This is a genomic window from Actinopolyspora mzabensis (assembly GCF_900101095.1).
Taxonomy (GTDB): domain Bacteria; phylum Actinomycetota; class Actinomycetes; order Mycobacteriales; family Pseudonocardiaceae; genus Actinopolyspora; species Actinopolyspora mzabensis.
In genome coordinates this window covers 15,236-39,076 of sequence record NZ_FNFM01000010.1, presented here as the reverse complement: position 1 = coordinate 39,076, position 23,841 = coordinate 15,236, and the positions used below count along the sequence as shown (strand labels likewise).

Here is a 23,841-nt window from a genome sequence, read left to right as displayed (position 1 = left end):
AGCTTCCTGCTTCCCGGTAACCGTTGCCGATTCCGTTCCCCCGGCGATTTCGCGAGAAATCGACGCTCCCGCGGGGTGTGGTGGTGTGGCCGGACGTCGATTTCGCGGGAAACTTCAATCAGCTGGTACGTGGAATTCGGACACCGCGTTCGTCGGCCACCTCGCGCGCCCTGTCGTAACCCGCGTCGACGTGGCGCATCACCCCCGTGCCGGGATCGTTGGTCAGCACCCGACGCAGCTTGCGCTCTGCCAGCTCACTGCCGTCGGCCACGATCACCTGACCCGCGTGCAGCGACTTGCCGATACCGACCCCACCCCCGTTGTGCACGGACACCCAGGTCGCACCGGATGCCGTGTTGACGAGGGCGTTGAGCAGCGGCCAGTCCGCGACCGCGTCGGAACCGTCGGCCATCGCCTCGGTCTCGCGGTAGGGCGAGGCCACCGAACCGGTGTCCAGATGGTCCCTGCCCAGCACGACCGGCGCACGCAGCTCGCCGGAGGCGACCATCTCGTTGAACCGCACCCCCGCCAGTTCGCGCTGTCCGTAACCGAGCCAGCAGATGCGGGCGGGCAGTCCCTGGAACGAGACCCGTTCGCCCGCCATCCGGATCCAGCGGGCCAGGTGCTCGTCCTCGCCGAACAACTCCAGGATGGCCCGGTCGGTGGCGGCGATGTCGGCCGGATCACCGGACAGCGCGGCCCACCGGAACGGCCCCTTGCCCTCGCAGAACTGCGGTCGGATGTAGGCGGGCACGAACCCCGGGTAGTCGAAGGCTCGCCCGTAACCGGCGGTGCGGGCCTCGCCGCGCAGCGAGTTGCCGTAGTCGAACACCTCTGCCCCGGCGTCGTGGAAGCCGACCATCGCCTCGACGTGCCGGGCCATGGACTCCCTGGCGCGCGCGGTGAACTCCTCCGGGGCGCTGCTCGCGTAATCGGCCCAGTCCCCGGTGGACACCCCGATGGGCAGGTAGGACAGCGGGTCGTGCGCGGAGGTCTGGTCCGTGACGACGTCCGCCTCGACACCGCGCCGCAGCAGTTCCGGCAACACCTCGGCCGCGTTGCCGATCACCGCCACCGAGCGGGCTTCGCGACGTTTCCTGGCCGACTCGACACGTTCGAGCGCGTCGTCGAGCCCCTCGGCCACCTCGTCCAGATAACCGTGCCCGACACGGCGGTGCGCCCGGTCCGCGTCGCACTCGACCACCAGCGCCACCCCCTCGTTCATGGTCACCGCGAGCGGCTGGGCACCGCCCATCCCGCCCAGTCCGGCGGTGACGGTGAGGGTTCCGGCCAGTGTCCCGCCGAAGCGTTTCGCGGCCACCGCGCCGAACGTCTCGTAGGTGCCCTGCAGAATCCCCTGCGTACCGATGTAGATCCAGGAACCGGCGGTCATCTGGCCGTACATGGTCAGGCCCAGCGAGTCGAGCCTGCGGAACTCCGGCCAGTTCGACCAGTCCCCGACCAGGTTCGCGTTGGCGATCAGCACCCGAGGCGCCCACTCGTGGGTGCGCAGCACCCCGACCGGCTTGCCCGACTGCACCAGCAGGGTCTCGTCCTCGGCGAGCTCAGTCAGCTCACGCACGATCGCGTCGTAGCTGGCCCAGTCCCGGGCGGCCTTGCCGGTGCCGCCGTAGACGACCAGGTCGTCCGGCCGTTCGGCCACCTCGGGGTCCAGGTTGTTGCGCAGCATGCGCAGCGGCGCTTCGGTGCTCCAGCTCCGCGCGGTCAGTTCGGTGCCGCGCGGGGCGCGCACGGTACGGCTCGCGGTTGTCACGTGTGGCCTCCGAGTACGGGATCGACGTGCTCGGCCGCCGCACGGTGCACCTCGCCGGAGGCGAGCAGCTGTTCGGCGGCCAGGATCTGGGGAGCGACGTGCTCGTCCGGTCCCGGACCGGACACGTGGGTGCGCAGCAGGTCGCGCACCGCGCCCGTGGCGGGCGCCGGCTGCAGCGGTGCCCGCAAATCGAGCGCGCGGGCGGCGGTCAGCAGCTCGACGGCCAGCACCTTGCGCAGCCCGGACACGGCGGTGCGCAGCTTGCGGGCTGCCGACCAGCCCATGGACACGTGGTCCTCCTGCATCGCGCTGGTCGGGATGGAATCGACCGATGCGGGATTCGCCGCGCGCTTGAGGTCGGTGACCACCCCCGCCTGGGTGTAGTGCGCGATCATGTAGCCCGAGTCCACCCCGGGGTCGTCCGCGAGGAAGGCGGGCAGGCCCTGCGACCTGGCGACGTCGAGCATCCGGTCGGTGCGGCGCTCGGCGATGCCCGCGACGTCGGCCAGCGGTATCGCGAGGAAGTCGAGCACGTGCGCCAGCGGCGCGCCGTGGAAGTTGCCGTTGGACTCCACGCGCCCGTCGTCGAGCACCACCGGGTTGTCGATCGCGGCGGCGAGCTCACGTTCGGCGACAGTGGTGGCGTACTCGATGGTGTCGCGCGCGGAGCCGTGCACCTGGGGTGAGCAGCGCATCGAATAGGCGTCCTGCACCCTGGTGCAGTCGGGGCCGCGGTGACTGGCCACCACGGGTGAGTCGGCGAGCAGCGCGCGCATCCGCGCCGCCGAGTGGGCCTGTCCCGGGTGCGGGCGCAGCGCCTGCAGGTCGGCCGCGAACGCGCGGTCGGTGCCCAGCAGCGCCTCCACGCTCATCGCGGCGGTGACGTCGGCGAGGTCGACCAGTTCGGACAGGTCGCGCAGCGCCAGCACCAGCATCCCCAGCATGCCGTCGGTGCCGTTGGTCAGTGCGAGACCTTCCTTCTCGGCCAGGGTCACCGGCTGGATTCCCGCCTCCGGCAGTGCCTCGGCGGCGGGTCTGCGCGCTCCGGCCGCGTCGAACACCTCGCCCTCGCCGGTCAGCGCCAGCGCCACGGCGGCCAGCGGCGCCAGGTCGCCGGAACAACCCAGCGAACCGTACTCGTGGACCACCGGGACGATGCCGGAGTTGAGCAGCTCGGCCAGCGCGTGCGCGGTCTCCGGGCGCACTCCGGTGCGGCCGGTGGCCACGGTGTGCAGCCGCAACAGCATCAGCGCGCGCACCACCTCCGGCTCCACCGGATCGCCCGCCCCTGCCGCGTGGGAGCGCACGAACGACGCCTGCAGCGCGGCCCTGCGCTCGGGCGGGATGTGGCGGATCGCCAGCGCACCGAATCCGGTGGATACCCCGTAGGTGGGTTGTTCGGCGGCGGCGAGGGTGTCGATGTGCTTGCGGGTGTCGCCGATGCCCTGCTCGGCCGATTCGGAGAGCCGCACGCTCGCCTGCCCTCGGGCCACCGCCATCACCTGTTCGACGGTGAGTGGTTCCGGCCCGACCTCGGTGGGCTCGGTGCCGGAGGCCCCCTGGACCGGGTACTGGGTGGCCGGATGCTCGACGTTGTACCGCATGGGTCCATCCCATCGCGGGGCGCGCCCGCCGGAAAGCCGGGATACGGTGTTCGTGTCTGGGATTTCAGACACCGGCCCGTTCCCGGGTGGGCGTACCGTTCCGGGGTGTCGGTCCACCGAGTGGGGCTCGGCGGGCTCGGTTCAGCGGGGTGGTCGGTCTCGTTCGAGGGAGAGCTCTTGGGATCCAGCAGTGAGGTGCCCGCGCTGCGACGCGGTCTCGCGGTGCTGCGAGTGCTGGCCGCGCGTCCCGGCCCGGTGTCGGCTGCGGTGATCGCGCGGGAGCTGGAGCTGCCCCGTTCCACGACGTACCACCTGCTGGCGGAGTTGACCGAGTCCGGTTTCGTTACCCACCTGCCCGAGGAGCGGCGCTACGGCCTGGGGGTGGCGAGTTTCGAACTGGGTTCGGCCTATCTGCGACACGAGCCGCTGGAACGGCTGGCGGGACCGCTGCTGCGGGACCTGGTGGACCGGGTGGGTTACAACGCCCACCTCGGCGTGCTGCACGGCAACGAACTGCTCTACCTGATCAAGGAGCGGCCGTCACGGCCCCAGACGCTGGTCACCGACGTGGGAGTGCGGCTGCCCGCGCAGTTGACCGCCTCGGGCAGGGCGATGCTGGCGCACCTGCCGCGCAACCAGGTCCGGGCGCTGTTCCCCCGCGGGGACAGCTTCGTGCTGCGCACCGAGCGGGGACCGCGGGATCTTCCCGAACTGCGGCGGCTGCTCACACGGGAGCACCGGATGGGGTGGTCGGTGGAGGACGGCCAGATCACCGAGGGGTTCGCCTCGGTAGCCTGTGCGGCGTTCGACCACGGTGGGCGCCCCACCGCCGCGATCAGCGTCACCATGCGGCACCACTGCGAGCCGCTCGGGACGGCCGCGGCGGAGAGCGGGCGACCCCGCGCCACGTGCGGGGAGAACTGGCCGGAACTCGCCCGGCTGGTGCGGGCGACCGCCGACGAGCTGACCAACCGGATAGGTGGACGGAGCGGCCGAGGTGATTGAGCCGCGACCCGTCGTCCACGCGGCCGGCCGAGACCGGCCGTGGTCAGCTGTCGAGTCCGGACCGCTCCGGAACTCGGTAGCGCACTACCGCCGGTCCGCGGCGAACCGGGACCTCATCGGAGGGGGTGGGCCGTACCGGTGGCGGTGCAGGATCAGCAGCGCGAAGAAGCCGAGGATACCCGCGAACGCGAGGATGCCCAGCGCCTTCGACCCCTGACCCGGCAGCATCAGGTTGGCACCGTTCAGCGAGATCATCAGCCCGAGCAGCACCTGGTTGCGCCCGGCGGCGCGACTCGCGGGCGTACCGCGATCCCAGGGACGTACCGCTATCCTGCCGGTCCAGCCAAGGGTCCCGAACAGCACGGCCACAGCACTGCCGGCGAATCCGACCGCCAGGGAAACGAGCAGGAACCAGTCCATCATCCCGCCAATCGTTTCGAGGAATACCGCTCTCCCGGCTGCGGCCGGGGACCGTACTTCCTGCGGTGCAGGATCGACAGGGCGAGGAATCCGGCGATCGCCACGAACGCGACGACGGTCAGCAGATCCGAGCCGATGCCCGACAACCGCACCGCGGCAGCGTTCGCCCCGATCATCAGACCGAACAGAATCACGTTGCGGCCACCGTCCCGGTTCGCCCGCGTCCCCCGCTCCCAGGAACCCGCCGTGACCCGACCCATCCAGGCGAGCGCACCACCGACCACTAGCACGAGGCCACCGAGCAGCTGGATCACGAGTAACGCGGTATCGAAGGAGTCCATGACTCCGGGGTACCAGAGAACGATCGCCACCGTGCCCGCGTCACCAAATCTCCACGACGGACTCACCCGGGCAGGCGAAAAATCCCCCACCGGGAAGCCCAACAGGAACAGGCCGGAAACCGGCCATCGTCACCGCCGAGCAGGCCAGCGGAATCGCGGATCCGACTGGCAGGAACCGAACCGTCACCCCGTGAGGCGCTTCCCCGCCAGCCGCTTCGCGGCGTACGGCGACTCCGAACCGGGCTGCGGCCGGGGACCGTACTTCCTGCGGTGCAGGATCGACAGGGCGGCGAACCCGAGCATGACCACGAAGGCGACCACGGTCAGCGGAGCCGAAGCAGGATAGGGCACGGCTGCCGCGATCCCGTTCGTTCCGATCAGCAGGCCGAGCAACATCTGGTTCCGGCCGCCCTCCCGGTTAGCCCGGGTCCAACGCGCCCATGAACTGGCGGAGACCTTACCCGCCCAGCCGAGCGCGCCGTAGACCATCATCGTCGTACCGCCGAGCGGTGCGATCACCAGCAACATGACATCGGACAGGTCCATGACTCCGCGATACCAAACATCGGGCCCCGGTGTCCGCCGCGTTACGAAATCTCCACAGCGAACTCACCCGAATACTCGAAAGTTCCGCTTCCGCACAGCGTTCCGAGCGCACAGCACTCCGAGCGCGGGAGCGGCCTGGAACCGATCCGCTATCCCACCGTGCGTTTCGAGGAATACCGTTCTCCGGGCCGCGGTGGCGGACCGTACCGCCCGCGGTGTCGGAGCCCCAGGACCAGATAACCGAGCGCGGCCACGAGAGCGACCACGGTCATCCGACCCGCCCCTCCGGAGTCACGGACCGGATGAGAGCCCACGGGTGCTCAGCGCGGCGACACCTTCACCGCCGGACCCGTTCCGAGGCGTACCGCGAGTCCAGCGGAGGCCGGGAACCGTACCTGCGACGATGCAGTATGGACAGCACGGTGTAGCCGACCAGCCCCAGGAACATGCCGAGCAGCGCGATCGTGGACACGGGACACGTCAACAGCAGATTGCCACCGTAGCAAAGCATCACCACCCCGAGCAGGATCTGGTTCCTGCCGCCCTCGCGGTTCGCGCGGGTCCACGAGGCCCAGCAGCCGACCGAAACTCTGCCCACGCTGCCGAGCGCGCCACGCACCACGAATACCACGCCGATGAGCAGTACTACCGCTGGAACAGCGATGTCCCATAAGTTCATCACCCTGCGGCACCCGGAAGATCGGCACCGTAATCCACCGGTTGCGGAAAAGTCCACAACGGACTCGGCCGGGAAGCGATCCGGCCCGCTGCTGGACGGTCGCGGGCCGGTGGCCGGGTGCAGCGGCGGTCTCCGCCGTGGCCACCGAGGCGGTGGTCATCGCCGTGGTCTCGGCCCGCGAGGTTTCCGACCGGGTGCCTCCCGTCTGGGTGCCTCCCGACTAAGTCTCCACCGGCTCGGCGCTCGCACGAGTGGGCGCGCCGTTCTCCCGGGCTTCGGAGCTCGCCCCCGCCTCGGCGTTGCGCTCGGTTCCCAGCGGCTTCTCCCCGTGGCACCAGGATGACCACGGTGAGCGCCACAGCGCCCAGCGGGATGTTGATGTGGAAGATCCAGCGCCAGTTCAGCTGCTCGGTGAAGCACCCGCCCAGCAGCGGCCAGAGCACGGTGCCGACACCGATCAGCGGCGCCAGCATGCTCAGGTAGCGCCCTCGGTAGCGGGGACTGGTGACCTCACCGATGATCGACCGGGCCCCGACCATCAACCCACCGGCACCGACGCTCCGGACGGCGCGGAAGGTGATGAAGGCGTTCGTCGACCGCGCGATTCCCGCCAGCACGGAGCCGAGCGGGAACATGCCGATGGAGCACAGGAAAACGGGTCTGCGGCCGAGCGGATCCTCAATGTGCCGTACGACGGCATGGTGACGACCCGGCCGAGCAGGCAGGCGGTGACCGTCCAGGAGACCCGGTCGAAACCGTCCGGATCACCGGCGATCGTGGGCAGTGCCGTGGCCACGATCGTCTGGTCCAGTGCCGCCAGCAGGATGCGCAGGATCAGACCGATGAGCATCAACCAGACGCGGCCCTGACTCAGCCGCGTTCCGTCCTCGGAAGGGGGGCATGCCTTCCTCGGTGGGTGAGGTGCTCGCGCCACGGGAGCCGCGGGCGCGCGAGGGCACCGCGTTCGGCAACGAAACTCCTCGTCATCAACGGGCGCTGCGGCATTTGCTTAATTGGCAAATTTATGTGCCAAATAAGCATGGAAGTTCTAGCGTCGGACCCATGAGCCACACACATCAGACCGAGGCGCACCACGACCACCAGCACGACCGGGACCAGGCGGAGATCCTCGAGCTGGACGCGGAAGTACTCGCCGAGCACATCGAGTCGATCGCCGCATGGCTGCCCGTCACGGCGCCCCCTCGCGAGATCGTGGACCTGGGCTGCGGAACGGGCACCGGAACGTTCGCCCTGCTCGACCACTTCCCCGAGGCGCACGTAACGGCGGTCGACTCCTCGCCGGGGCACCTCCAGCGGCTGCGCGAGAAGGCACAGGCAGCGGGGCTGGCGGAGCGCGTGCGAACAGTGCGGGCGGATCTCGACGCCGCCTGGCCCGAGCTCGGCACTCCGGATCTGGTGTGGGCGTCCGCATCGATGCACCACATGGTCGATCCCGACCGCGCGCTGCGCCGGATCAACGAGATCCTCGCCCCCGGTGGGCTGCTCGCCGTCGTCGAGCTGGCGGGCTTTCCCCGCTTCCTGCCCGAGAACGCCCCGGAGGAGCGCCCCGGCCTGGAGGAGCGTTGCCACGCCGCGAAAGAACGCTTCCACGCCGAACACGTGCCCCACCGCGGTGCCGACTGGGGGCCGAAACTTACCGCCGCGGGCTTCACCGTGGCGGGCGAGCGCGGCATCACCGTCGACATCGAGGGTTCCCGCGACGAGGCGGTCGGCAGGTACGCACTCGGCAGCCTGCGGCGTCTCCGCGGTGGTGTCGCCGAGACACTGGCGGCCGAGGACCTGAGCGCGCTCGACCGGCTGCTCGACACCGAGGGGCCGGACAGCATCCTGCGCCGCGACGATCTCGCGGTGCGCACCGAACGTACCGTCTGGGCCGCGCGCTCCGGGTCCTGACTTCCGCGCACCCGCTGTCCTGACTCAGCGCTGCGCGCTACCGAACGTTGCCGGGCACTCGCTCACGAGGCGGGGAGGTCCCGCCGAGCGAGTACCCGGCAACCGGGGCGGCAGCGCGCCGCGTCGGAGTTCGAGGCCGCGTCAGAGTTCGAGCTGGTTCACGAACTGCTTTGCCAGATCCTTCGGGTTGGCCTTGTCCACCGACATCTTCTTGTTCATGCGGGTGAGATCCGCCGTGGTCAGCTGTTCGGAAACCCTGTTGAGCACCCCGGCCTGCTTCTCGTCCAACGCTCCCCGGTGTGCCAGTGGCAGCACGTTCTGCGCCGGGAACATGTTCTGCGGGTCGTCCAGGGTCACCAGGTTGTCGCGGTCGATCGCGGCGGTGGTACTGAACAGGTTGGCCACCTGGATACGACCGTCGTTGAGCGCGTCCACCCGAACGCTGCCCGCCTCCAGATTCTTGATGTCGGCGAAGGTGCAGCCGTACACCTCGGAGATGCGCTGCTTCCAGCGGGGCGCCCATTCGGAGGGTGCTCCCAGCACCAGGTCACCACAGCGCGAGCCCAGATCCGACATGGAACGCAGCCCGCTCTCGGCGGTCCCGCTCGTCACCGTGAGCACGTCGGAGTTCTCTGCCGCGGAGTAGTCCAGCACCCGCAGACTGTCCGGCAGAGCTCCCTCGAGCTCCCGGTAGATCTTCTCGGAGCCGGTGGCCGAGGCATTCTCCTCGAAGTGCCGCAGCAGATTGCCCGTGTACTCCGGAATCACCGAGATCTCACCGTCGCGGACAGCGCCGACGTAGACCTCGCGAGCCCCGATGCGGCCCTTGGTGGTGACCTCGGCACCGGTGCCGCGCAGCGCCTCGGCGTAGATCTCCATCAACAGCTGGCTCTCGCTGAAGTTCGCCGAGCCCACCACGATCGGGCCGCCGGAGTCGGCTCCCGACTCGGTGGGATCGGCGCATCCGGACAGCAGTCCCATGGCGGCCACCAAGGCGACCACCGGTGCTACCAGCCGCTTCATCGTTGTTTCCTCCTGCCTCGGGGCCGTGCCCCGGTGTTCGCGGCGGTAAGCGTCACCCCGCGTGGTACGAGCAACCAGGTAAGCCCCGCCAGGGCCAGATCGACCAGCACGGCCAGCAGCGCTATCAGGATCGCGGCCGAGGCCATCTGGTCGTAGCGTCCGATCGTCTGCCCCTCGATCAGCAACTGCCCCAGACCGCCGAGGCCGACATAAGCCGCCACAGCCGTGGTCGCCATGACCTGCAGCATCGCGTTGCGCACGCCGCCCATCAGCAGGGTCAGCGCGTTGGGAAGCTCCACCTGCCACAACCGCTGCTTCGAGGTCATGCCCATGCCCTTGGCTGCGTCCACCGCCTGGGAAGGAACCGCACGCACCCCGGCGTAGGTACCGGACAGCACGGCGGGAAAAGCGAGCACCACCAGCGCGGCCAGCGCCACACTTCCCCGGAACAGCACCGCGATCCCGGTCACCAGCCCCAGCGTGGGCAGGGCGCGCATGGCGTTGCCGAACCCCACGACGAACACCGAACCCCGGCCGGTGTGTCCGATGTAGAGGCCGAGCGGAACCGCCACCAGAGCGGCGGCGCAGACCGCGAACACGCAGTAGAGCAGGTGCAGCCATGCCTGGCGCAGCACGCCCTCCTCGCCGGTCCAGTTGGCCGGGTCGAGCAGCCAGGCCGCTATGTCGGTGATCACGAAGCGATCACCGCCCGACCGGCGCGTTCCCAGGGGGTCAGCAGCCTGCAGCCGAGCACCAGCAGCAGATCGACCAGCAGCGCCAGCAGCACGGTGAGCACGATTCCGACCGGGATCTGCACCAGGTCCCGCTCGAAGCCGACCATGAACAACCGCCCCAACCCGCCGGTTCCCACCAGCGCGCCCACGCTGACCAGGCTGATGTTGCTCACGGAGGCCACCCGCACTCCCGAGGTCAGCGCCGGGATCGCCAGCGGCAGCTCCACCGCGAGGAACCGGCGGTGCGGGCGGTAGCCCATCGCGGTGGCGGCAACCGTGACGTGGGCGGGCACCGCCTCAAGGGCGTCGAGTACCGGGCGCACGAGCAGCGCCGTCGTGTAGAGCGTCAACGCGATGACGACGTTGAGCGAGGAGGTGAAGTCGGTACCGAGCAGGCTGGGCAGCAGCACGAACACCGCGAGGGACGGGATGGTGTAGACGATGCCCGCGCCCCCGAGCAGCGCCGCCCGCAACCAGCCGATCCGTTGCGCGATCCTGCCCAGCGGCAGCGCCAGCAGCACCCCGGCCACCAGCGGAACCAGCGAGAGGTAGACGTGTTGGCCGAGCTGCTCCAGCAGCACCTCGCGGTTGGACGGACTGGCGAAGTACCTGAGCAGTTCCTCCATCACTGGGTAGCACCCTCGGCGACCGCCGGATGTCGCCGCGATTCCAGGATGTCGAGTACCTGCCGGGCCGTGACCACGCCGAGGTGGACGCCGTCCTCGTCCACGACCACCCCCAGCCCGGAAGGAGCCGACAGGGCCGCGTCCAGCGCACCGCGCAGCGGGGCGCCGCTGGTGTACAGTGAGCCACCCGCGATCAGCTGGTCCTCGGTGAGCTGACCGTGGATGGGGGCTCCCGGGGGGAGCCAGCCGCGTGGCCGGTCGTGCGGGTCGAGCACCAGCACCCACTCGGCCCGGCTGGGAACATCCGCGCTGGTGTCGCCGATGCGAACGGTGTCCACGGAACCGGGGACGAGCCCGTCCGAAGCCACGAAGGACAGTCTGCGATAGCCGCGGTCCCGCCCCACGAACGAGGTCACGAAGTCGTCGGCGGGTTCCGCCAGCAGTTGTTCGGGAGGTGCGTACTGCGCGAGGTAGCCACCCTGCCGCAGCACCGCCACGTTCTCGCCGAGCTTGACCGCCTCGTCGATGTCGTGCGTGACGAACAGGACGGTCTTGCCCAGCTCGCCCTGCAACCGCAGCAGCTCGTCCTGCAGCCCCTCCCGCACCACGGGGTCGACGGCGCTGAACGGTTCGTCCATCAACAGCACGGGAGGATCGGCGGCCAACGCGCGGGCTACCCCCACCCGCTGCTGCTGCCCGCCGGAGAGCTGCACCGGATAGCGCTTGCGGAGCTCGGCGGGCAGGCCAACGCGTTCCAGCAGGCCCTCGGCCCGACGCCGCGCGTCGCGTCGGCTGTGCCCGAACAGCCGGGGCACGGTGGCGACGTTGTCGCGAACCGTGCGGTGCGGGAACAGTCCCGCCTGCTGGATCACGTAGCCGATACCCCTGCGCAGCCCGGCCGGCTCGGAGTCGCGAACGTCGTCGCCGTCGACCAGTACCGCCCCCGAGGAGGGTTCGATCATCCGGTTGACCATCCGCAGCAGTGTGGTCTTGCCACAGCCGGAGGGGCCGACCAGCACGGTTATCGTTCCCACGGGGACGGTCAGGCTCAACTCCTGCACTGCGACCGTGCCGTCGTCGTACTGCTTGCGCACGGACCGGAACTCGATCACCGAGCCCCCTCCCGGATCACCGACGGTCACTCGCCGACCGTCGCAAGCCTCGCCGAGCCTAACCCGATCAGCTGACTCACGCGATGTAATGAGACTTACGCGTAATCACTACTCCGTTCGGGCAGCGGAAATCATACGAACGTGCCCGGCGGCCCTCACACCGGTGACATCGACGAACACGTTTCGAATACGACGGGCGCCGGGGTGTGGGAGACCCGCCGATGTGCACAATTGGTTGCGCACCGCCGCACCGGACGAGTGCGCACACCGACAGCGGGACGGGACATGAGCACCCAGGCTGAAGTCGCCACCGACTCCGTGGGGGTCGAGGCGGTTCGCGAGCGACTCCACCACGAAGGCGTGCTCGCACGTCCGCTGCGACACGTATTCACCCTGCTGATTCGCCGAGCGCACACCCTGCCGGAACTGGTGCGGATCTGCCGCACACCGCGCAGAACGGTCGAGGAGCTGATTCGGCTGGCGGGTGAGGACGTCGAACACGGGCCGGAGGGCTACCGGCTGCGGGAGTCGGCTCACGAGCGCTATCGGGAACGGCTCCTGTTCGGTGAGACCGAGTCGCCCCGGGAGGACGAGGAGGTCGAGCGGCTCCTCCGCGAATTCATCGCAACCGGCCCGGCACCCTGCGCCGCGCTGGACCACGTGACTGCCACCCCCGAGACCGCGGTGCGCCGCGCGGCGTGGCTGCGCGACAACTACGAACTCCACCGAGCCCACCTGCTGCTGCTCGGTGACCACGACCTGACCTCACTGGCGAGCTGCCTGCTGGTTCCGGAACTGCGGGTCACCGTGGTCGACCTCGACGAGCGGATCCTCGCCCACATCGACGGAATCGCGGCCGAGCACCAGCTGCCGGTGCACACCGTGCACGCGGACCTGCGGTTCGGGCTGCCGACGGCGCTGGTGGACGGATTCGAGCTGGTCTTCAGCGACCCGCCCTACACCCCCGAGGGAATGGGGCTGTTCACCGCACGAGCCGCGGAGGCCATGGCCGACGGCAACAGCAGACTGCTGCTGGCCTACGGCTTCAGCCCGCGCACACCGGCGCTGGGGCACAAGGTGCAGCAGGAACTGCTGCGGCAGGGCATGGTCTTCGAGAACATCGTCACCGGCTTCCACGAGTACCACGGGGCGGAGGCCATCGGGAGCACGAGCGCGCTGTACGTGTGCCAGCCCACCGCGAAAGCCCACAGGTCGACGGGTGAACGGCAGGCTATCTACACCCACGGTCCGCAGTCGCTGGAAAGCGGCGAGGAAGCCCCCGGCGCCGATTTCCTGCGGGCGCTCGGCGGAGTGGTCGGCAGCGAAGTGGGGGAACTGCGTTCGCCCGGCTGGCAGCGTCCGCTGCGGACCGGTGGGGCGGTCCCGGTTTTCGATCTCCGGGCCGATCCCGGACCGTGGTTGCTGCGGATGCTGCTCGCCTGCAACGCCGACCGGGCGGGTTTCCTCGTCCCGAACCGGCATCCCGACATCACCAGCGAGCACGCGCAGAACTCGCTGTGGCACGTGGTGGGCGCCAAGTACGCGCTACGCTTCCAACGCGGCAAACCGGACGCCAACCACGCGGTCGTGGTCGCGGAGCGCCGAAAACAGGGCGGCGGGATCGCCGGGTACCTCTCGCACCGGGCACACGGCAAGATCGGCAACGTCTGGCGCGAGGCTCTGATCGCGAACTCCGAGACCACGCTGACCAAGCGTGCGGCGCGGGAGCACGTGGAGGCGCTCGTGGCCGACAGCGCCGATCTGGGACTGCGCCTGATCGACCTGCCCCGCCACCGGCTGAGTACATTGCTGCACACCGAAGCCGACGCGTGATCCGACACCGCGCGGCGTCGATTCCGGGGTAGCGTCGATTCCGGGGTAGCGTCGATTCCCCCGAGGCGGACGTCGATTTCTCGCGAAATCGCCGCGCCATTGCGGCGGCGCGGCCCCGAACCCCGTCGATTTCTCACGAAATTTACGCCCTTGGGACCGCCGTCGGGAAGTAACCGTGCGGGCCGCAGCGCGGGAGTCTCGAGCGCGGGAGTCGGATGCATCGCGAGGCCGGGCCGCTCGCCGCGCAGGTCGCTACTCAAGAGCCGGCCCAACACTCCCAAGGCGCCGACTCACGTGCCGCCTACCCGACCGGGTAACCAAGTTCTGCCACAGGTTCTAGTTCGGACCGCGTGCTCCGATCAGGGATCCTTCGACGAGCATGGCGTGGAACTCGCTGGCGGGAACCGGCGGCGAGAAGAACCAGCCCTGATGCTTGGTCACCCCCGCGCCGAGCAGGGTGTCGAACTGCTGCGCGTTCTCGACCCCCTCGGCGATGCAGGAACGCCCCATGGCGTCGGCCATGTCCACGACGGCCTTGGCCACCGCGAAGTCGCTGCGGTCGGAGTGGATGTCGGCCACGAACCGGCGGTCGACCTTGATGATCTGCGCGGGCAGTTCCTTGAGCCGCGCCAGCGACGAGAAGCCGGTGCCGAAGTCGTCCACGGCGAACCTGGCACCCCGGTCGACCAGTTCCGCCATGGCCGCCCGGGCGCGCGAGGGCAGATCGACCAGGGAACTCTCCACCAGTTCCAGCACGACCCTGTCCCAGGAGATACCCGCCTGGTTCACGCAGTCGGTGACGTAGTCGACGAAATCGTGATCACCGGGAACCATCCCGGCCAGGTTCACCGCCACCGACACCGCCGTCGCGCCGGATCCCGGCCATTCCGCCGCTTCGCGCAGCGAGGTGCGCAGCACCCAGCGGTCTATGTCGCGCATCAACCCGCCCTGTTCGGCAACCGGCAGGAAGATCCCGGGGGAGAGCAGGCCACGTTCCTGGTGCGGCCACCGCAGCAGCGCCTCGGCACTGACGATGGCTCCGTGGCGATCCACCACCGGCTGGTAGTACAACGTCAGTTGATCGTGGTGCAGCGCCTCCCGCAACTGCCCCTCCAGGTGGAGCTGGCTGTCCGCCGAGGCCATCAGCGACGGACCGGCCAACGAAACTCTGCCGGGGCCACCCCGCTTGGCCTCGAACATGGCGGCGTCGGCGAAGCGGAGCAGATCGGCACCGTCGTCGCTCCCGTCCGGCACGGAGGCACCGATGGAGGCCGACACCCGAACCAACTGCCCGTGTACCGGAACGGCGGTTCGCAACAGGCCGGCTACCCTCGTGGCCAGCGAGTCGGTACCGCCCACCTCGTGGACGTCGGCACAGATGACCACGAACTCGTCACCGGAGATACGAGCGGCTATGCAGCCGTCGGGCAGTCCTCCCTCCAGTCGCCGGGCCAGTGCCACGAGCATGTCGTCCCCGGCGTCGTGACCGAGTGAGTCGTTGATCCGCTTGAAGTTGTCGATGTCGCAGAACAACACCGCGATACGATCGGGGTCGCCCCCCGCGAGCATGTTGCCCAGCATTTCCTTGACCGCGGCCCGGTTGGGCAGTCCGGTCAGCTCGTCGTGGGTGGCCTGGAACCGCAGGGCCTCGGCGTTGCGACGACGTTCGGTGACGTCCTGGAAGACCACCAGCCAGGACTTCGTTCCGTCGTCGCGCACCGACAACGAACTGTGCAGCTCGCAGTAAACCGGACGACCGTCGGAGCGGGCCAGCATCCGCTGCAACGGTTCCTCGCGCCGATCGCTGGAGGCGTGGCGCAGCTCGGTTCCGCCGAGGCCATTCCAGGGGTCGTCGGGATGCGTTATCCCGCTGACCGTGTTACCCCGCAGGTCCTGCAACCGGTAACCGAGCAGCTCGCACATCGCGTCGTTGGCGTCGACCAACCGCTCGGTCTCGTCGAACAGCCCGATGCCGACCGGCACGACGCTGACCAGATCGGTGAAGCGCTGGCTGGAGCGCTCCATGCGGGTGACGGCGGTGCGCTGCTCGGTCACGTCCTGGGCGGTACCGACCAGCAGGGGGCGGTCGGCGACGTCGGTTATCACTGCTCCGTGGGCGAGCAGAATCCGCATCTCCCCGTCCGGACGGATATAGCGGTACTCGATCTCGAGGGGAACGTGGTTGTCGATCAGCTCCTGCCAACAGCGGTCGACCCGCGGGCTGTCCTCCGGATGAATGTGATCGAGGTAGTACTCGTACGTGGTCTCGGTACCGGGAGGGGTGCCGGTGATCTCCAGCAGCGTTTCGGACAACCGGAGTGTGTTGGTGTGCGGATTCCCCTCCCAGGTGCCCAAGCCGGCCACGCGCTGCGCGTCCTGCAACTTGCGGCGTTCGTTGGCCAACGTCCGCGCGCTGGGGGTCATCAGGTCGGAGACGTCGACGAGCAGGGTGACCGTCAACTTCGGGTTTCCGCGATTCGGCCAGCTCAGGACGCGGAACCAGACGTCCTCGGCACGCTCGCTCGGCTTGACGAACTCCCCCTCGACGGTCAGCAGCTCGTTAAGGGAACGCCCCGGCAGAGCACCACCGGAGCTCGCCCCCAGCAGGGTGGCTGCCTGGTCGGTGGCGCGGATGATCGTGCCGGACGGGCTGCTCAACAGTGCGGGCGCATCGGGCAACGGTTCCACCGCCGCGTCGAGATCGGCGGTCACACCGGAACCGACCGGATGGTATGTCTCCGGGGGATTTGGCTTCCCGCATCCCGCTCGCCGGTCCTGTCTGCTGCGTTCGGTCACGCACCAACCTCCGCATCGCACTGCGTTCGCGCTACGCCCCGCAACCGGCTGATCGCCCAGTAGTGGCATGTGCCACATCTGGGAATTCCCACCATACCGGCGTTCGGGTGAAAAGCCAGGGCGCTACGTCACCGTTACGGCTGACTTCTCTCAAGCTGGGACGTCCACCTGTCGACAGCGTGACGCGTTGTCGAGCAAATCACACAGTGATGTTCGGAACCGGCGGCCACGGAGCGGGCTCTCACCGGGAAGCCGCCGAGCTGCCCGGGCGCGCGACGCCTCACCCACCGGATCGTGCCGAAACGGCTCGGGGCCGGTCGAGGACAGAGCCTGTCTCGACCGGCCCCGCGTTCTCGTGCGGTTCCGGTGGCACGGCGGTGCCGGCGGGCCGATGCGGCCGGGTGCGCCCTTCCCCCGAGACACCCGAGTGACGCGCCGAGAGGGCGCGTCCTCGTGGGGTTCCGGCAGCGATTCCGCCGTTCAGGCCGTGGCCACCCCGTCCTGCCTGGCGGCCTCGGCGACCGCGTCGGCGACCTCCGGCGCGACCCTCGGGTCCAGCGGACTGGGCACGATGTGGTCGGCGGCCAGCTCCTCCGAGGCGACGGCGGCGATGGCCTCGGCGGCGGCGACCTTCATCCGGTCACTGATCATCCGGGAACCGGCGTGGAGTGCCCCCTTGAAGATGCCGGGGAACGCCAGCACGTTGTTGATCTGGTTCGGGAAGTCGCTACGACCGGTGGCGACCACGCTCGCGTGCCTGGCCGCGACCTCCGGATGAATCTCGGGATCGGGATTGGACAACGCGAACACGACGGCATCGTCGGCCATCGTCTTCACCAGCTCCTCCGGAATGGTGCCCGCTGAGACGCCGATGAGCACATCGGCACCACGCAGGGCTTCGGGCAGTCCGCCGGTGACGTGCCGGGGGTTCGTACGCTCGGCCAGTTCCGCCTTGATCGGGGTCAGGTTGTCCCTGCCGGGGTGAATCACACCCCGCGAGTCCGCCACGACGACCTCACCGACCCCTGCGGCCTCCAGGATCTCGGCACAGGCCACCCCCGCGGCTCCCGCGCCGGAGATCACCACGCGCAGCGAACCGAAGTCGCGTCCCGAGAGTCGGCAGGCATTGCGCAGCGCGGCGAGCGTCACGACCGCCGTGCCGTGCTGATCGTCGTGCATGACCGGACAGTCCAGGGCCTCGACCAGCCTGCGTTCGAGATCGAAACACCGCGGCGCGGCCACGTCCTCCAGATTGACCGCGCCGAACGAGGGGCGCAGCCGGACCAAAGTTTCCACGATCTCGTCGTTGTCGGTGGTGTCCAGCACCAACGGGATGGAGTCCAGACCGGCGAAATTCTTGAACAGCGCCGCCTTGCCCTCCATGACCGGCAGCGAAGCGCGGGGACCGATGTCGCCGAGCCCCAGCACGGCGGTGCCGTCACTGACGACCGCCACCAGTCCACTGGTCCAGGTGTAGCGGGAAGCCAGCGTCTGGTCCGCGTTGATCGCACGGCTGACCTTGGCCACACCCGGGGTGTAGGCGATGGACAGATCGCGTGGGCTCGTCAGCGCCGCGGTGGGGGCGATGGCCAGCTTTCCACCCTCGTGCGCTCCGAATATCTCTTCGTGGGTCAACTCCGCGTTCGGCGTGGCCTGCGCGGGTGCGGAGTCGGACGTGTTCTGATGATCACTAACGGTGGTCACGGCGTCCTCCTGTTGCCTTGACCTGGCCACCGGGAGCGTCTCCCGAGCGGCAGATGGGCGACGTCGCACGCCGTGTGGACTGGTGCCACTCGACGAGGCGTCTAGGGGCGACCGAGACCGACTGCCCAGGTCCGGGCAGCGGCTCGGCGGACGCTGCGGTTCGCCGAGTATGTCAGCCACCCCCGGGACTGTCTGCGACTAGGGTCACACCACACCAGCATCTTCAACAAATTGTCAACACTCGTTCCGGTGATCGCCCGCGCGGGGGAGAAACTCCTCTCGCCCCCTTCCCGTCGATGCTTCCCCACCGCTACTTTCCCCTCGCCACGAGCGGAGAACCCTGGTAATAGGCTGCCGGTGTGGACATGCGTCGACTGGGCATCAGCGGTGCCGTGGAATTCACCCCTCCGGTGTTCCCCGATCACCGGGGCCTGTTCGTGGCCCCCTTCCAGCAGGAGGCGTTCGCCGAAGCGATCGGACACCCACTGCCCCTCGCACAGCTCAACAACAGCGTCTCCCACCGCAACGTGGTGCGCGGTGTGCACTTCGCGGATGTCCCGCCGGGACAGGCCAAGTACGTCTACTGCCCACAGGGGAGCCTGCTCGACGTGGTGGTCGACGTGCGGCTCGGCTCACCCACCTTCGGGCGGTGGGAAGCCGTCCGGTTGGACTCGCGGAACTACAACGGGCTGTACCTGGCCGAGGGCCTCGGGCACGCTTTCGCGGCGCTCGCCGAGGACACGGTGATGATCTACCTCTGCTCGACGCCGTACAACCCGCCTGCCGAGCACGCGATCAACCCGCTGGACCCGGAGCTCGGACTACCGTGGGACGAGCTCGACGCGGAACCGGTGCTGTCCGAAAAGGATCGTTCCGCGCCCTCCCTGGCCGAGGCGAGGGAGGCGGGCCTCCTGCCGCGCCACGAGGACTGTCTGGCGCACTATGACCGGCTGCGCTCCGCCCAACGACAGACCGAGTGACGGGCCGAACCACGGGCGCCGCGCCACCACCGGAAATGCGGACACGAATCGTGACCAGCACGAACCCGAGTCGGAATCGTTTTTACCGCGACCGCGGGGCTCCCACGTCCGAACCGCGCCGGCCGGTTTCCAGCGGGGAGCTACTCAACGTATCCGCCCCGGGCGCGGCACCAGCCGCCAGCGCAGCACCCCCAGCACCTCGGCGGGGCCGAGCTCGCGGGAATCGGTGGAGGCCGCGGGGTGGTCCCCGGTGACGTGCCACCCTCCCTCGGCACGGCACACCGCCCGCTTCACCGAGAGCTGATTCGGTCTGGACGGCCACCTGACGAGCACGACGTCACCGGGCCTCGGTTCGGTGCGCAACCGCAGCAGCACGACGTCCCCGTCCCGCAACGTGGGAGCCATCGAGGGCCCACGCACACGCAGCCTGCGCCAACGCAGCCGACCGAGCGAACTCACACCTACCTCCGTAAGACAACGACGATCGTAACGGAGTAGGGTCGGCCCCGTCGGAGCATTCACTGTCACTTTCAGGGAGGAAGTATGCGACTCCTGTCGCGGCTTCTCGGCCCGCGTCTGGAAGCAACCGCCCACTGCGACCTGCCGTGCGGCGTGTACGACCCGGCGCAGGCACGGATCGAGGCCGAGTCCGTCAAGGCCATCCAGGAGAAGTACCAGAACAACGAGGACCCCGAGTTCCGCACTCGCGCGATCAACATCGCCGAGCAGCGCTCGGAGCTGGTCAAGCACCACCTGTGGGTACTGTGGACCGACTACTTCAAGCCTCCGCACTTCGAGAAGTACCCGCAGCTGCACGAACTGGTGAACAAGGCCACCAAGGCCGCCGGTGCGGCCGGCACCAAGGGCTCGATGGACCCGGCCACGGGTCAGGAGCTGCTGGACTACATCGCCGAGATCGACAAGATCTTCTGGGAGACCAAGAAGGGCTGAGCGCCCGCTAGGTCCGAACAAGACGCTGACCGACGACTTCCTCGTCGGTCAGCGTTTTTCGTCGGTCGGCGTTTTCCGCGTCCGGCTCACCGAGCACGGGTGTGAGCGTGCGGCCGGGCCGAGTCGTCCGCTCGGTCCGCGGCCCCCGCCCGCGTCGCTCGCGAGCGCCCTCCTCGTTTCACCCTTCCGCATCGGGCTCTTCGTCGTAGTAGTCTTCCCCGTCGTTCTGCTCTTCCTCCTGCTCCTGCTGGAGCGCCTCCTCGTGAGACCGGACGACCTCCGAGTCGCGGATCTCGCCGCGCCACCCCTCGACCTCGTCCTGTTCCAGGATCGTGCTGGTCATCATGTGGCGCTTGATCTGCTTGAGGTCCGCTCGCACGCGTCGTCCCTGCGCGCGCCAGAGGTTTCCCGTCTTCTCCAGGAACCCCTCGGGGTAGTACTCGAGTACGAGCAGAATCCTCGTCAGACTGGGTGCCAGGTCGTGGAACGTGACGGAGCCGTCCACGGAACCCTTGGTACCGGTGGAGCGCCACACGATCCTGGTGTCGGGAATCTGATCGATGATCGTGGACTCCCAGCTGCGGTGGGACCACATGATCCTCGCTCTCCAGTTGACCTTCTCATCGGACTCCTGGTCCACGTTTTCCACTTTGCGGGTGAATGTCGGGAAGTCCTCCAGTTCGGTCCACTGGTTGTAGGCGTCCCGCAGCGGCAGTCCGACGTCGAACTCCTCGATGATGTTGACGGCTTTCGTACCTCCACCACTGCTGCCGTCGCTACCGCTCCCACCGCCTGCTTCGCCACCGCCTCCCGCACCGACGGCCTGACCGACCGTCTTCGCCGCTGTGGCCGCACCACTGCTCAGTGTGGCCGCACCACTGCTCAGTCGGGAGGTCAAGCGGGTGAGAGCCCCGGAGCCCTCTCGGGCGCCGTTCTGCTTCTCCTTGCCCGTGATGGCGCGCACCAGGCCGGAACCGCCGCCTTCGGCGACAGCGCCGAGTCGCTCCGTCAGGTTCTCGACCCTACTGCTTACCGAACCGACCGCCCGCGAGAGCAAGGCCTGCACCAACTTCTGCGCGGCTTTGTTGAGCTGCCCCGTGGGAAGTTCATCGACCAGCCCCTGCCCCGGCCTGTTCTCCGAGTTGCTTTCAGCCATCCCCATCACCTCGCTTCCGACGGGGCGAGGAGGGTGTCTCCCGGGTTCTGGGAGTCCCCCGCGACTCGCTTCGGCTCGAGCTCCTCCCGGCGGAGCCGCTCTTGCGGCTCGAACGCCCTCGTGCGGCGCCGGATTGCTGGCTGGCATCACGCTGCTGCGTGGATCGGCGCCCCGATTCTTGGTCGCCATCGCCGGAATCCGCAGCTGATTCGTGTTCTTCCGTCGCCTCCTCCTGGGGCGGAGAACTGTCCTTCCGATCATCCCGTGCTTCCCGCTGGGAATCGTTCGCATCTCCGGCGGGGGGCTGCTCGTCCTCCGCAGCGGTTTCGGTCGAGGCCTCTTGGCCGGATGGGGGGTTTCGCACCTGTTCGGCTCGCTCCAGCAGACTCTCGCCGAGCGCATCGATCTTGTTGCTTGCCGTCGCCGTCGCGGCCGCCTTCGCCGCCTCCATCAGGCGCCCGCGTACGGTCTCGCTGAGCTTGCTCAGTTCCGGCGAGGACGCTGCCAGGGTGCCCGCCTTCTGCAGCAGCTGTTTCGGGTCCGTTTTCAGCTTGCGTCCCGCCAGGACACTGCCGACCATGATCGCGAATTTCATCCGCCGGGTGCGCCCGAGAACATAACCGATCGCCACCGCGGCGGCGACCCGAGGTCCCATTTTCATGATTCGACCTCCTACTGAAAAACCGACCCGAGGGAACACGTGGGCGCGAAATGATTCCCACGTTCGCCCGAACGTGCCGCCCAGCCCACGAGCCGAGCCCTCGCACCCCACAGTACCTGCACGACCTCACCTCGTCCTGCCGGACAAAAATCGACACGCACGCCTGTTTGATCCACGTTGGCCACCATTCGCGAAACTTCGCGTACCGGACGAAAAAATATTCGCCGAGATCGATCGACGTGATCACGAAAAGCGAATCGCTAAAATCCACGCCGAACCGGGAAGACTTCGCAATTACGTCATCATTCGGCTCGCATATTTCGCTCGGTCTCGGCACCATCGAAGGTACGGCAGCCAAACTCCCCTGCCGCTCCCGGGATTCGGAACAGCCCGGTACGCGGCGGCAGCGGTGGGAACCCTCGAGGCAGGAGCAGGGAAGGAGGTGCTCGCATGGCTTCAGCGGAGGCCGACGACCAGAACGAGGTGGAGTACGTCCCCGAATCGGGAGCAGCCCCCGAAACGAACTCGGACGAGACGGCCCAGCAGGAGCCCGACGTCCTCCTCGACGTGCCGAACCTCTCGGTCGACGAGATAAACCTGGAGGTCGAGAACCTACGTGCTCACGTGTCCCTGCAGGCCGAGGTACTCGATCTCGTCAAGCTCAACGTGGGTGCCGACGTCGACCTCGGACGGGTGTCGCTCGACATCACCGGCGTCAAGGCGGAGGCCCTGCTCAAGGTCCGGCTCGGCACCGTCGCCCGTATTCTCGACCGCGTACTGACCTCCATCGATCGCAACCCCCAGATTCTCGAGCAGGTCGTCCGCAGCGTCGAGCCCGCCGTGCAAGGTGTGGGACAGGCGGCAGCCGAACTCGGCAGCGGCGCCGGAGAGGCGGTCGAGCAGGCCGGCACAGGAGCCGGCGAAGCTGTCCGGCAGGTCGGCAGCGGCGCCGGAGAGGCGGTCGAGCAAACCGGCGCAGGAGCCGGCGAGGCCGTCCGGCAGGTCGGCAGCGGCGCGGGAGGTGCCGTCGACGAAGTGGGACGGGGCGCGGGAGAGACAGTACGGGAGGTCGGCGGTGAAGCGGGCGACGCGGTCTCGAACGTGGCGGACACGGCCACCGGCGCAGCGCAGGGTGTAACGGGGGCGGCAGCCGGGGCGGGCGACAACTCGGCGGAAGCCGCGCCGAAGGAGGCACCCGGTGAAAGGGGCGGCGAGCAGGACCGGGACACCGGAAGCGCCTCCGGGCAGGACGACACGGCGGAGTCCACTGAGGCCGCGGAGGAGCGTGATGACACTCCGAGGCGGGAACGACCCTCGGCCGGACGGCCCCGCGGCGCCGGGGAATCCGGCCGCTCGGAAACCCGGAGGCGGCCGCGGGAACGGCCACGTCCGGCGACGTCCCACCGCCGCAACCGGCAGTCGTGAACGACTCGGGTGAGAGCGACCTCGGTTTCACCAGCACACTCCGAGCCGAGGAACTGCGATTTCACGAGAAACCCTCGGTCGGGGTTCGGTTCCACGGCACGTCCGAGCACGAGTCCGCCTCCGAACGCACGAACTTCCCCGAACCGGTTGAACCACGGACCACCTACCGGGACGTCCGAATCGACTACCGCCTCACCGCCACGGCACAGGACCCCCACGAGGAGAACCAGGGGGAGTCGAGAACCAGGCGGAGTGACGAGGAGCGCTCGTAAGTAGGGCGACGAACAGGAGGCTGCCGGACGGATCGACGGGCGACTGTCCTACACGGATACGAAACCGGCCGACCGGACAACCGAGGGCGGAAGTCTCCAGCCCCGAGCACACCCGGCCGCGAACGTGGAGGTGTCACCCCGGAAGGGCGAGTAAACCGAAAACATCGGAACTCGGTGCCCCGAAGGGGCTCATGCCGATTCACGACACCCACACCGAAGTCGTGCGCGGCTTCATCGGGTGGGACCAGGAGCTGCTCGCACGGCTGGACATCGGTGTGGCACGAG

General features: G+C 68.7%; 24 protein-coding genes. 8 read left to right on the top strand and 16 right to left on the bottom strand.

Features of this window, described 5'->3' with window-relative positions; translation table 11 throughout:
• Nucleotides 1–118: 118 nt before the first annotated feature.
• Both hutU and hutH read right to left on the bottom strand, forming a co-directional pair.
• Entirely contained in the window at nt 119–1,774 is a 1,656-nt protein-coding gene (gene hutU, locus BLR41_RS16930) for a urocanate hydratase (RefSeq protein WP_092629780.1), read from the bottom strand.
• Nucleotides 1,771–3,378, bottom strand: coding sequence for a histidine ammonia-lyase (gene hutH, locus BLR41_RS16925; RefSeq protein WP_092629777.1), 1,608 nt, complete (start codon nt 3,376–3,378; stop codon nt 1,771–1,773). Before hutH ends, hutU begins: the two co-directional genes overlap by 4 nt.
• Nucleotides 3,379–3,555: 177 nt before the next feature.
• Here hutH and BLR41_RS16920 point away from each other — a divergent pair, with 177 nt between their 5' ends.
• Nucleotides 3,556–4,383 carry an IclR family transcriptional regulator gene (locus tag BLR41_RS16920; protein ID WP_092630324.1) on the top strand — a complete coding sequence of 276 codons (828 nt, stop codon included), beginning with the start codon at nt 3,556–3,558 and terminating at the stop codon, nt 4,381–4,383.
• An 84-nt stretch (nt 4,384–4,467) separates the two neighbouring features.
• On the opposite strand, the gene BLR41_RS16915 is transcribed toward BLR41_RS16920, so the two are convergent.
• From BLR41_RS16915 to BLR41_RS24035, 5 genes are all read right to left on the bottom strand, one after another.
• On the bottom strand, nt 4,468–4,806 hold the full coding sequence (locus BLR41_RS16915) for a hypothetical protein (protein WP_143013111.1): 339 nt from the start codon (nt 4,804–4,806) through the stop codon (nt 4,468–4,470).
• On the bottom strand, nt 4,803–5,174 hold the full coding sequence (locus BLR41_RS16910; RefSeq protein ID WP_245694395.1) for a hypothetical protein: 372 nt from the start codon (nt 5,172–5,174) through the stop codon (nt 4,803–4,805). The genes BLR41_RS16915 and BLR41_RS16910 overlap by 4 nt, the downstream gene beginning before the upstream one ends.
• A gap of 153 nt (nt 5,175–5,327) precedes the next feature.
• Nucleotides 5,328–5,690 carry a hypothetical protein gene (locus tag BLR41_RS16905; RefSeq protein WP_092629768.1) on the bottom strand — a complete coding sequence of 121 codons (363 nt, stop codon included), beginning with the start codon at nt 5,688–5,690 and terminating at the stop codon, nt 5,328–5,330.
• Between the two features lie 337 nt (nt 5,691–6,027).
• Nucleotides 6,028–6,369 carry a hypothetical protein gene (locus BLR41_RS16900; protein WP_092629765.1) on the bottom strand — a complete coding sequence of 114 codons (342 nt, stop codon included), beginning with the start codon at nt 6,367–6,369 and terminating at the stop codon, nt 6,028–6,030.
• Entirely contained in the window at nt 6,369–7,004 is a 636-nt protein-coding gene (locus BLR41_RS24035; protein WP_092629762.1) for an MFS transporter, read from the bottom strand. Before BLR41_RS24035 ends, BLR41_RS16900 begins: the two co-directional genes overlap by 1 nt.
• Before the next feature lie 63 nt (nt 7,005–7,067).
• Here BLR41_RS24035 and BLR41_RS22930 point away from each other — a divergent pair, with 63 nt between their 5' ends.
• Both BLR41_RS22930 and BLR41_RS16885 read left to right on the top strand, forming a co-directional pair.
• A complete protein-coding gene (locus BLR41_RS22930) occupies nt 7,068–7,238 on the top strand; it encodes a hypothetical protein (RefSeq protein WP_218120203.1) in 171 nt (56 codons plus the stop codon).
• A 193-nt stretch (nt 7,239–7,431) separates the two neighbouring features.
• Nucleotides 7,432–8,283, top strand: a complete 852-nt coding sequence (locus tag BLR41_RS16885) for a class I SAM-dependent methyltransferase (RefSeq protein ID WP_092629756.1) — start codon at nt 7,432–7,434, stop codon at nt 8,281–8,283.
• Nucleotides 8,284–8,424: 141 nt separating this feature from the next.
• Here the strand turns inward: BLR41_RS16885 and BLR41_RS16880 are convergent, their stop codons facing one another.
• Genes BLR41_RS16880 through BLR41_RS16865 form a run of 4 tightly spaced genes read right to left on the bottom strand, consistent with a single transcriptional unit; the run spans nt 8,425 to nt 11,778 of the window.
• Nucleotides 8,425–9,306, bottom strand: coding sequence for an ABC transporter substrate-binding protein (locus BLR41_RS16880; protein WP_092629753.1), 882 nt, complete (start codon nt 9,304–9,306; stop codon nt 8,425–8,427).
• Entirely contained in the window at nt 9,303–10,001 is a 699-nt protein-coding gene (locus tag BLR41_RS16875) for an ABC transporter permease (RefSeq protein ID WP_092629752.1), read from the bottom strand. The genes BLR41_RS16880 and BLR41_RS16875 overlap by 4 nt, the downstream gene beginning before the upstream one ends.
• Nucleotides 9,998–10,666: an ABC transporter permease gene (locus tag BLR41_RS16870; protein ID WP_176798045.1), complete on the bottom strand. Its 669-nt coding sequence runs from the start codon at nt 10,664–10,666 to the stop codon at nt 9,998–10,000. Before BLR41_RS16870 ends, BLR41_RS16875 begins: the two co-directional genes overlap by 4 nt.
• Complete coding sequence (locus BLR41_RS16865; protein ID WP_092630317.1) at nt 10,666–11,778, bottom strand: ABC transporter ATP-binding protein; 1,113 nt, start codon at nt 11,776–11,778, stop codon at nt 10,666–10,668. The genes BLR41_RS16870 and BLR41_RS16865 overlap by 1 nt, the downstream gene beginning before the upstream one ends.
• 285 nt (nt 11,779–12,063) lie before the next feature.
• Between BLR41_RS16865 and BLR41_RS16860 the strand changes: the two genes are divergently transcribed.
• Nucleotides 12,064–13,611, top strand: a complete 1,548-nt coding sequence (locus BLR41_RS16860; RefSeq protein ID WP_092629747.1) for a bis-aminopropyl spermidine synthase family protein — start codon at nt 12,064–12,066, stop codon at nt 13,609–13,611.
• Nucleotides 13,612–13,947: 336 nt separating this feature from the next.
• On the opposite strand, the gene BLR41_RS16855 is transcribed toward BLR41_RS16860, so the two are convergent.
• Both BLR41_RS16855 and BLR41_RS16850 read right to left on the bottom strand, forming a co-directional pair.
• On the bottom strand, nt 13,948–16,485 hold the full coding sequence (locus BLR41_RS16855) for an EAL domain-containing protein (RefSeq protein WP_092629746.1): 2,538 nt from the start codon (nt 16,483–16,485) through the stop codon (nt 13,948–13,950).
• A gap of 402 nt (nt 16,486–16,887) precedes the next feature.
• Entirely contained in the window at nt 16,888–18,111 is a 1,224-nt protein-coding gene (locus BLR41_RS16850) for an NAD(P)-dependent malic enzyme (protein WP_092629744.1), read from the bottom strand.
• 365 nt (nt 18,112–18,476) lie between these two features.
• Between BLR41_RS16850 and BLR41_RS16845 the strand changes: the two genes are divergently transcribed.
• A complete protein-coding gene (locus tag BLR41_RS16845; protein WP_218120202.1) occupies nt 18,477–19,091 on the top strand; it encodes a dTDP-4-dehydrorhamnose 3,5-epimerase family protein in 615 nt (204 codons plus the stop codon).
• A gap of 144 nt (nt 19,092–19,235) precedes the next feature.
• Here the strand turns inward: BLR41_RS16845 and sodX are convergent, their stop codons facing one another.
• Nucleotides 19,236–19,550: a nickel-type superoxide dismutase maturation protease gene (gene sodX / locus BLR41_RS16840; RefSeq protein ID WP_092629740.1), complete on the bottom strand. Its 315-nt coding sequence runs from the start codon at nt 19,548–19,550 to the stop codon at nt 19,236–19,238.
• An 84-nt stretch (nt 19,551–19,634) separates the two neighbouring features.
• Between sodX and sodN the strand changes: the two genes are divergently transcribed.
• Complete coding sequence (sodN, locus tag BLR41_RS16835; protein ID WP_043576769.1) at nt 19,635–20,042, top strand: superoxide dismutase, Ni; 408 nt, start codon at nt 19,635–19,637, stop codon at nt 20,040–20,042.
• Between the two features lie 178 nt (nt 20,043–20,220).
• Here the strand turns inward: sodN and BLR41_RS16830 are convergent, their stop codons facing one another.
• Together BLR41_RS16830 and BLR41_RS22605 are read right to left on the bottom strand one after the other, a co-directional pair.
• Nucleotides 20,221–21,198 (bottom strand): SRPBCC family protein, encoded by a 978-nt coding sequence (locus BLR41_RS16830; protein ID WP_218120201.1) that lies wholly within the window; start codon nt 21,196–21,198, stop codon nt 20,221–20,223.
• On the bottom strand, nt 21,191–21,859 hold the full coding sequence (locus tag BLR41_RS22605; RefSeq protein WP_143013110.1) for a hypothetical protein: 669 nt from the start codon (nt 21,857–21,859) through the stop codon (nt 21,191–21,193). The genes BLR41_RS16830 and BLR41_RS22605 overlap by 8 nt, the downstream gene beginning before the upstream one ends.
• A 450-nt stretch (nt 21,860–22,309) precedes the next feature.
• Here BLR41_RS22605 and BLR41_RS22925 point away from each other — a divergent pair, with 450 nt between their 5' ends.
• Nucleotides 22,310–23,284, top strand: a complete 975-nt coding sequence (locus tag BLR41_RS22925; protein ID WP_176798029.1) for a hypothetical protein — start codon at nt 22,310–22,312, stop codon at nt 23,282–23,284.
• Complete coding sequence (locus tag BLR41_RS16815; protein WP_092629734.1) at nt 23,281–23,556, top strand: hypothetical protein; 276 nt, start codon at nt 23,281–23,283, stop codon at nt 23,554–23,556. The genes BLR41_RS22925 and BLR41_RS16815 overlap by 4 nt, the downstream gene beginning before the upstream one ends.
• Nucleotides 23,557–23,841: the final 285 nt, after the last annotated feature.

What these genes read in the sequence shown, in the direction of transcription:
- hutH (WP_092629777.1), bottom strand. Translation starts at nt 3,378, where the DNA reads ATGCGGTACAACGTCGAGCATCCGGCCACCCAGTACCCGGTCCAGGGG.
- BLR41_RS16915 (WP_143013111.1), bottom strand. Translation starts at nt 4,806, where the DNA reads ATGATGGACTGGTTCCTGCTCGTTTCCCTGGCGGTCGGATTCGCCGGC.
- BLR41_RS16905 (WP_092629768.1), bottom strand. Translation starts at nt 5,690, where the DNA reads ATGGACCTGTCCGATGTCATGTTGCTGGTGATCGCACCGCTCGGCGGT.
- BLR41_RS16900 (WP_092629765.1), bottom strand. Translation starts at nt 6,369, where the DNA reads ATGAACTTATGGGACATCGCTGTTCCAGCGGTAGTACTGCTCATCGGC.
- BLR41_RS24035 (WP_092629762.1), bottom strand. Translation starts at nt 7,004, where the DNA reads ATGTTCCCGCTCGGCTCCGTGCTGGCGGGAATCGCGCGGTCGACGAAC.
- BLR41_RS22930 (WP_218120203.1), top strand. Translation starts at nt 7,068, where the DNA reads ATGGTGACGACCCGGCCGAGCAGGCAGGCGGTGACCGTCCAGGAGACC.
- BLR41_RS16885 (WP_092629756.1), top strand. Translation starts at nt 7,432, where the DNA reads ATGAGCCACACACATCAGACCGAGGCGCACCACGACCACCAGCACGAC.
- BLR41_RS16880 (WP_092629753.1), bottom strand. Translation starts at nt 9,306, where the DNA reads ATGAAGCGGCTGGTAGCACCGGTGGTCGCCTTGGTGGCCGCCATGGGA.
- BLR41_RS16870 (WP_176798045.1), bottom strand. Translation starts at nt 10,666, where the DNA reads ATGGAGGAACTGCTCAGGTACTTCGCCAGTCCGTCCAACCGCGAGGTG.
- BLR41_RS16860 (WP_092629747.1), top strand. Translation starts at nt 12,064, where the DNA reads ATGAGCACCCAGGCTGAAGTCGCCACCGACTCCGTGGGGGTCGAGGCG.
- BLR41_RS16855 (WP_092629746.1), bottom strand. Translation starts at nt 16,485, where the DNA reads ATGTGGCACATGCCACTACTGGGCGATCAGCCGGTTGCGGGGCGTAGC.
- BLR41_RS16845 (WP_218120202.1), top strand. Translation starts at nt 18,477, where the DNA reads ATGCGTCGACTGGGCATCAGCGGTGCCGTGGAATTCACCCCTCCGGTG.
- sodN (WP_043576769.1), top strand. Translation starts at nt 19,635, where the DNA reads ATGCGACTCCTGTCGCGGCTTCTCGGCCCGCGTCTGGAAGCAACCGCC.
- BLR41_RS16830 (WP_218120201.1), bottom strand. Translation starts at nt 21,198, where the DNA reads ATGGCTGAAAGCAACTCGGAGAACAGGCCGGGGCAGGGGCTGGTCGAT.
- BLR41_RS22605 (WP_143013110.1), bottom strand. Translation starts at nt 21,859, where the DNA reads ATGAAAATGGGACCTCGGGTCGCCGCCGCGGTGGCGATCGGTTATGTT.
- BLR41_RS22925 (WP_176798029.1), top strand. Translation starts at nt 22,310, where the DNA reads ATGGCTTCAGCGGAGGCCGACGACCAGAACGAGGTGGAGTACGTCCCC.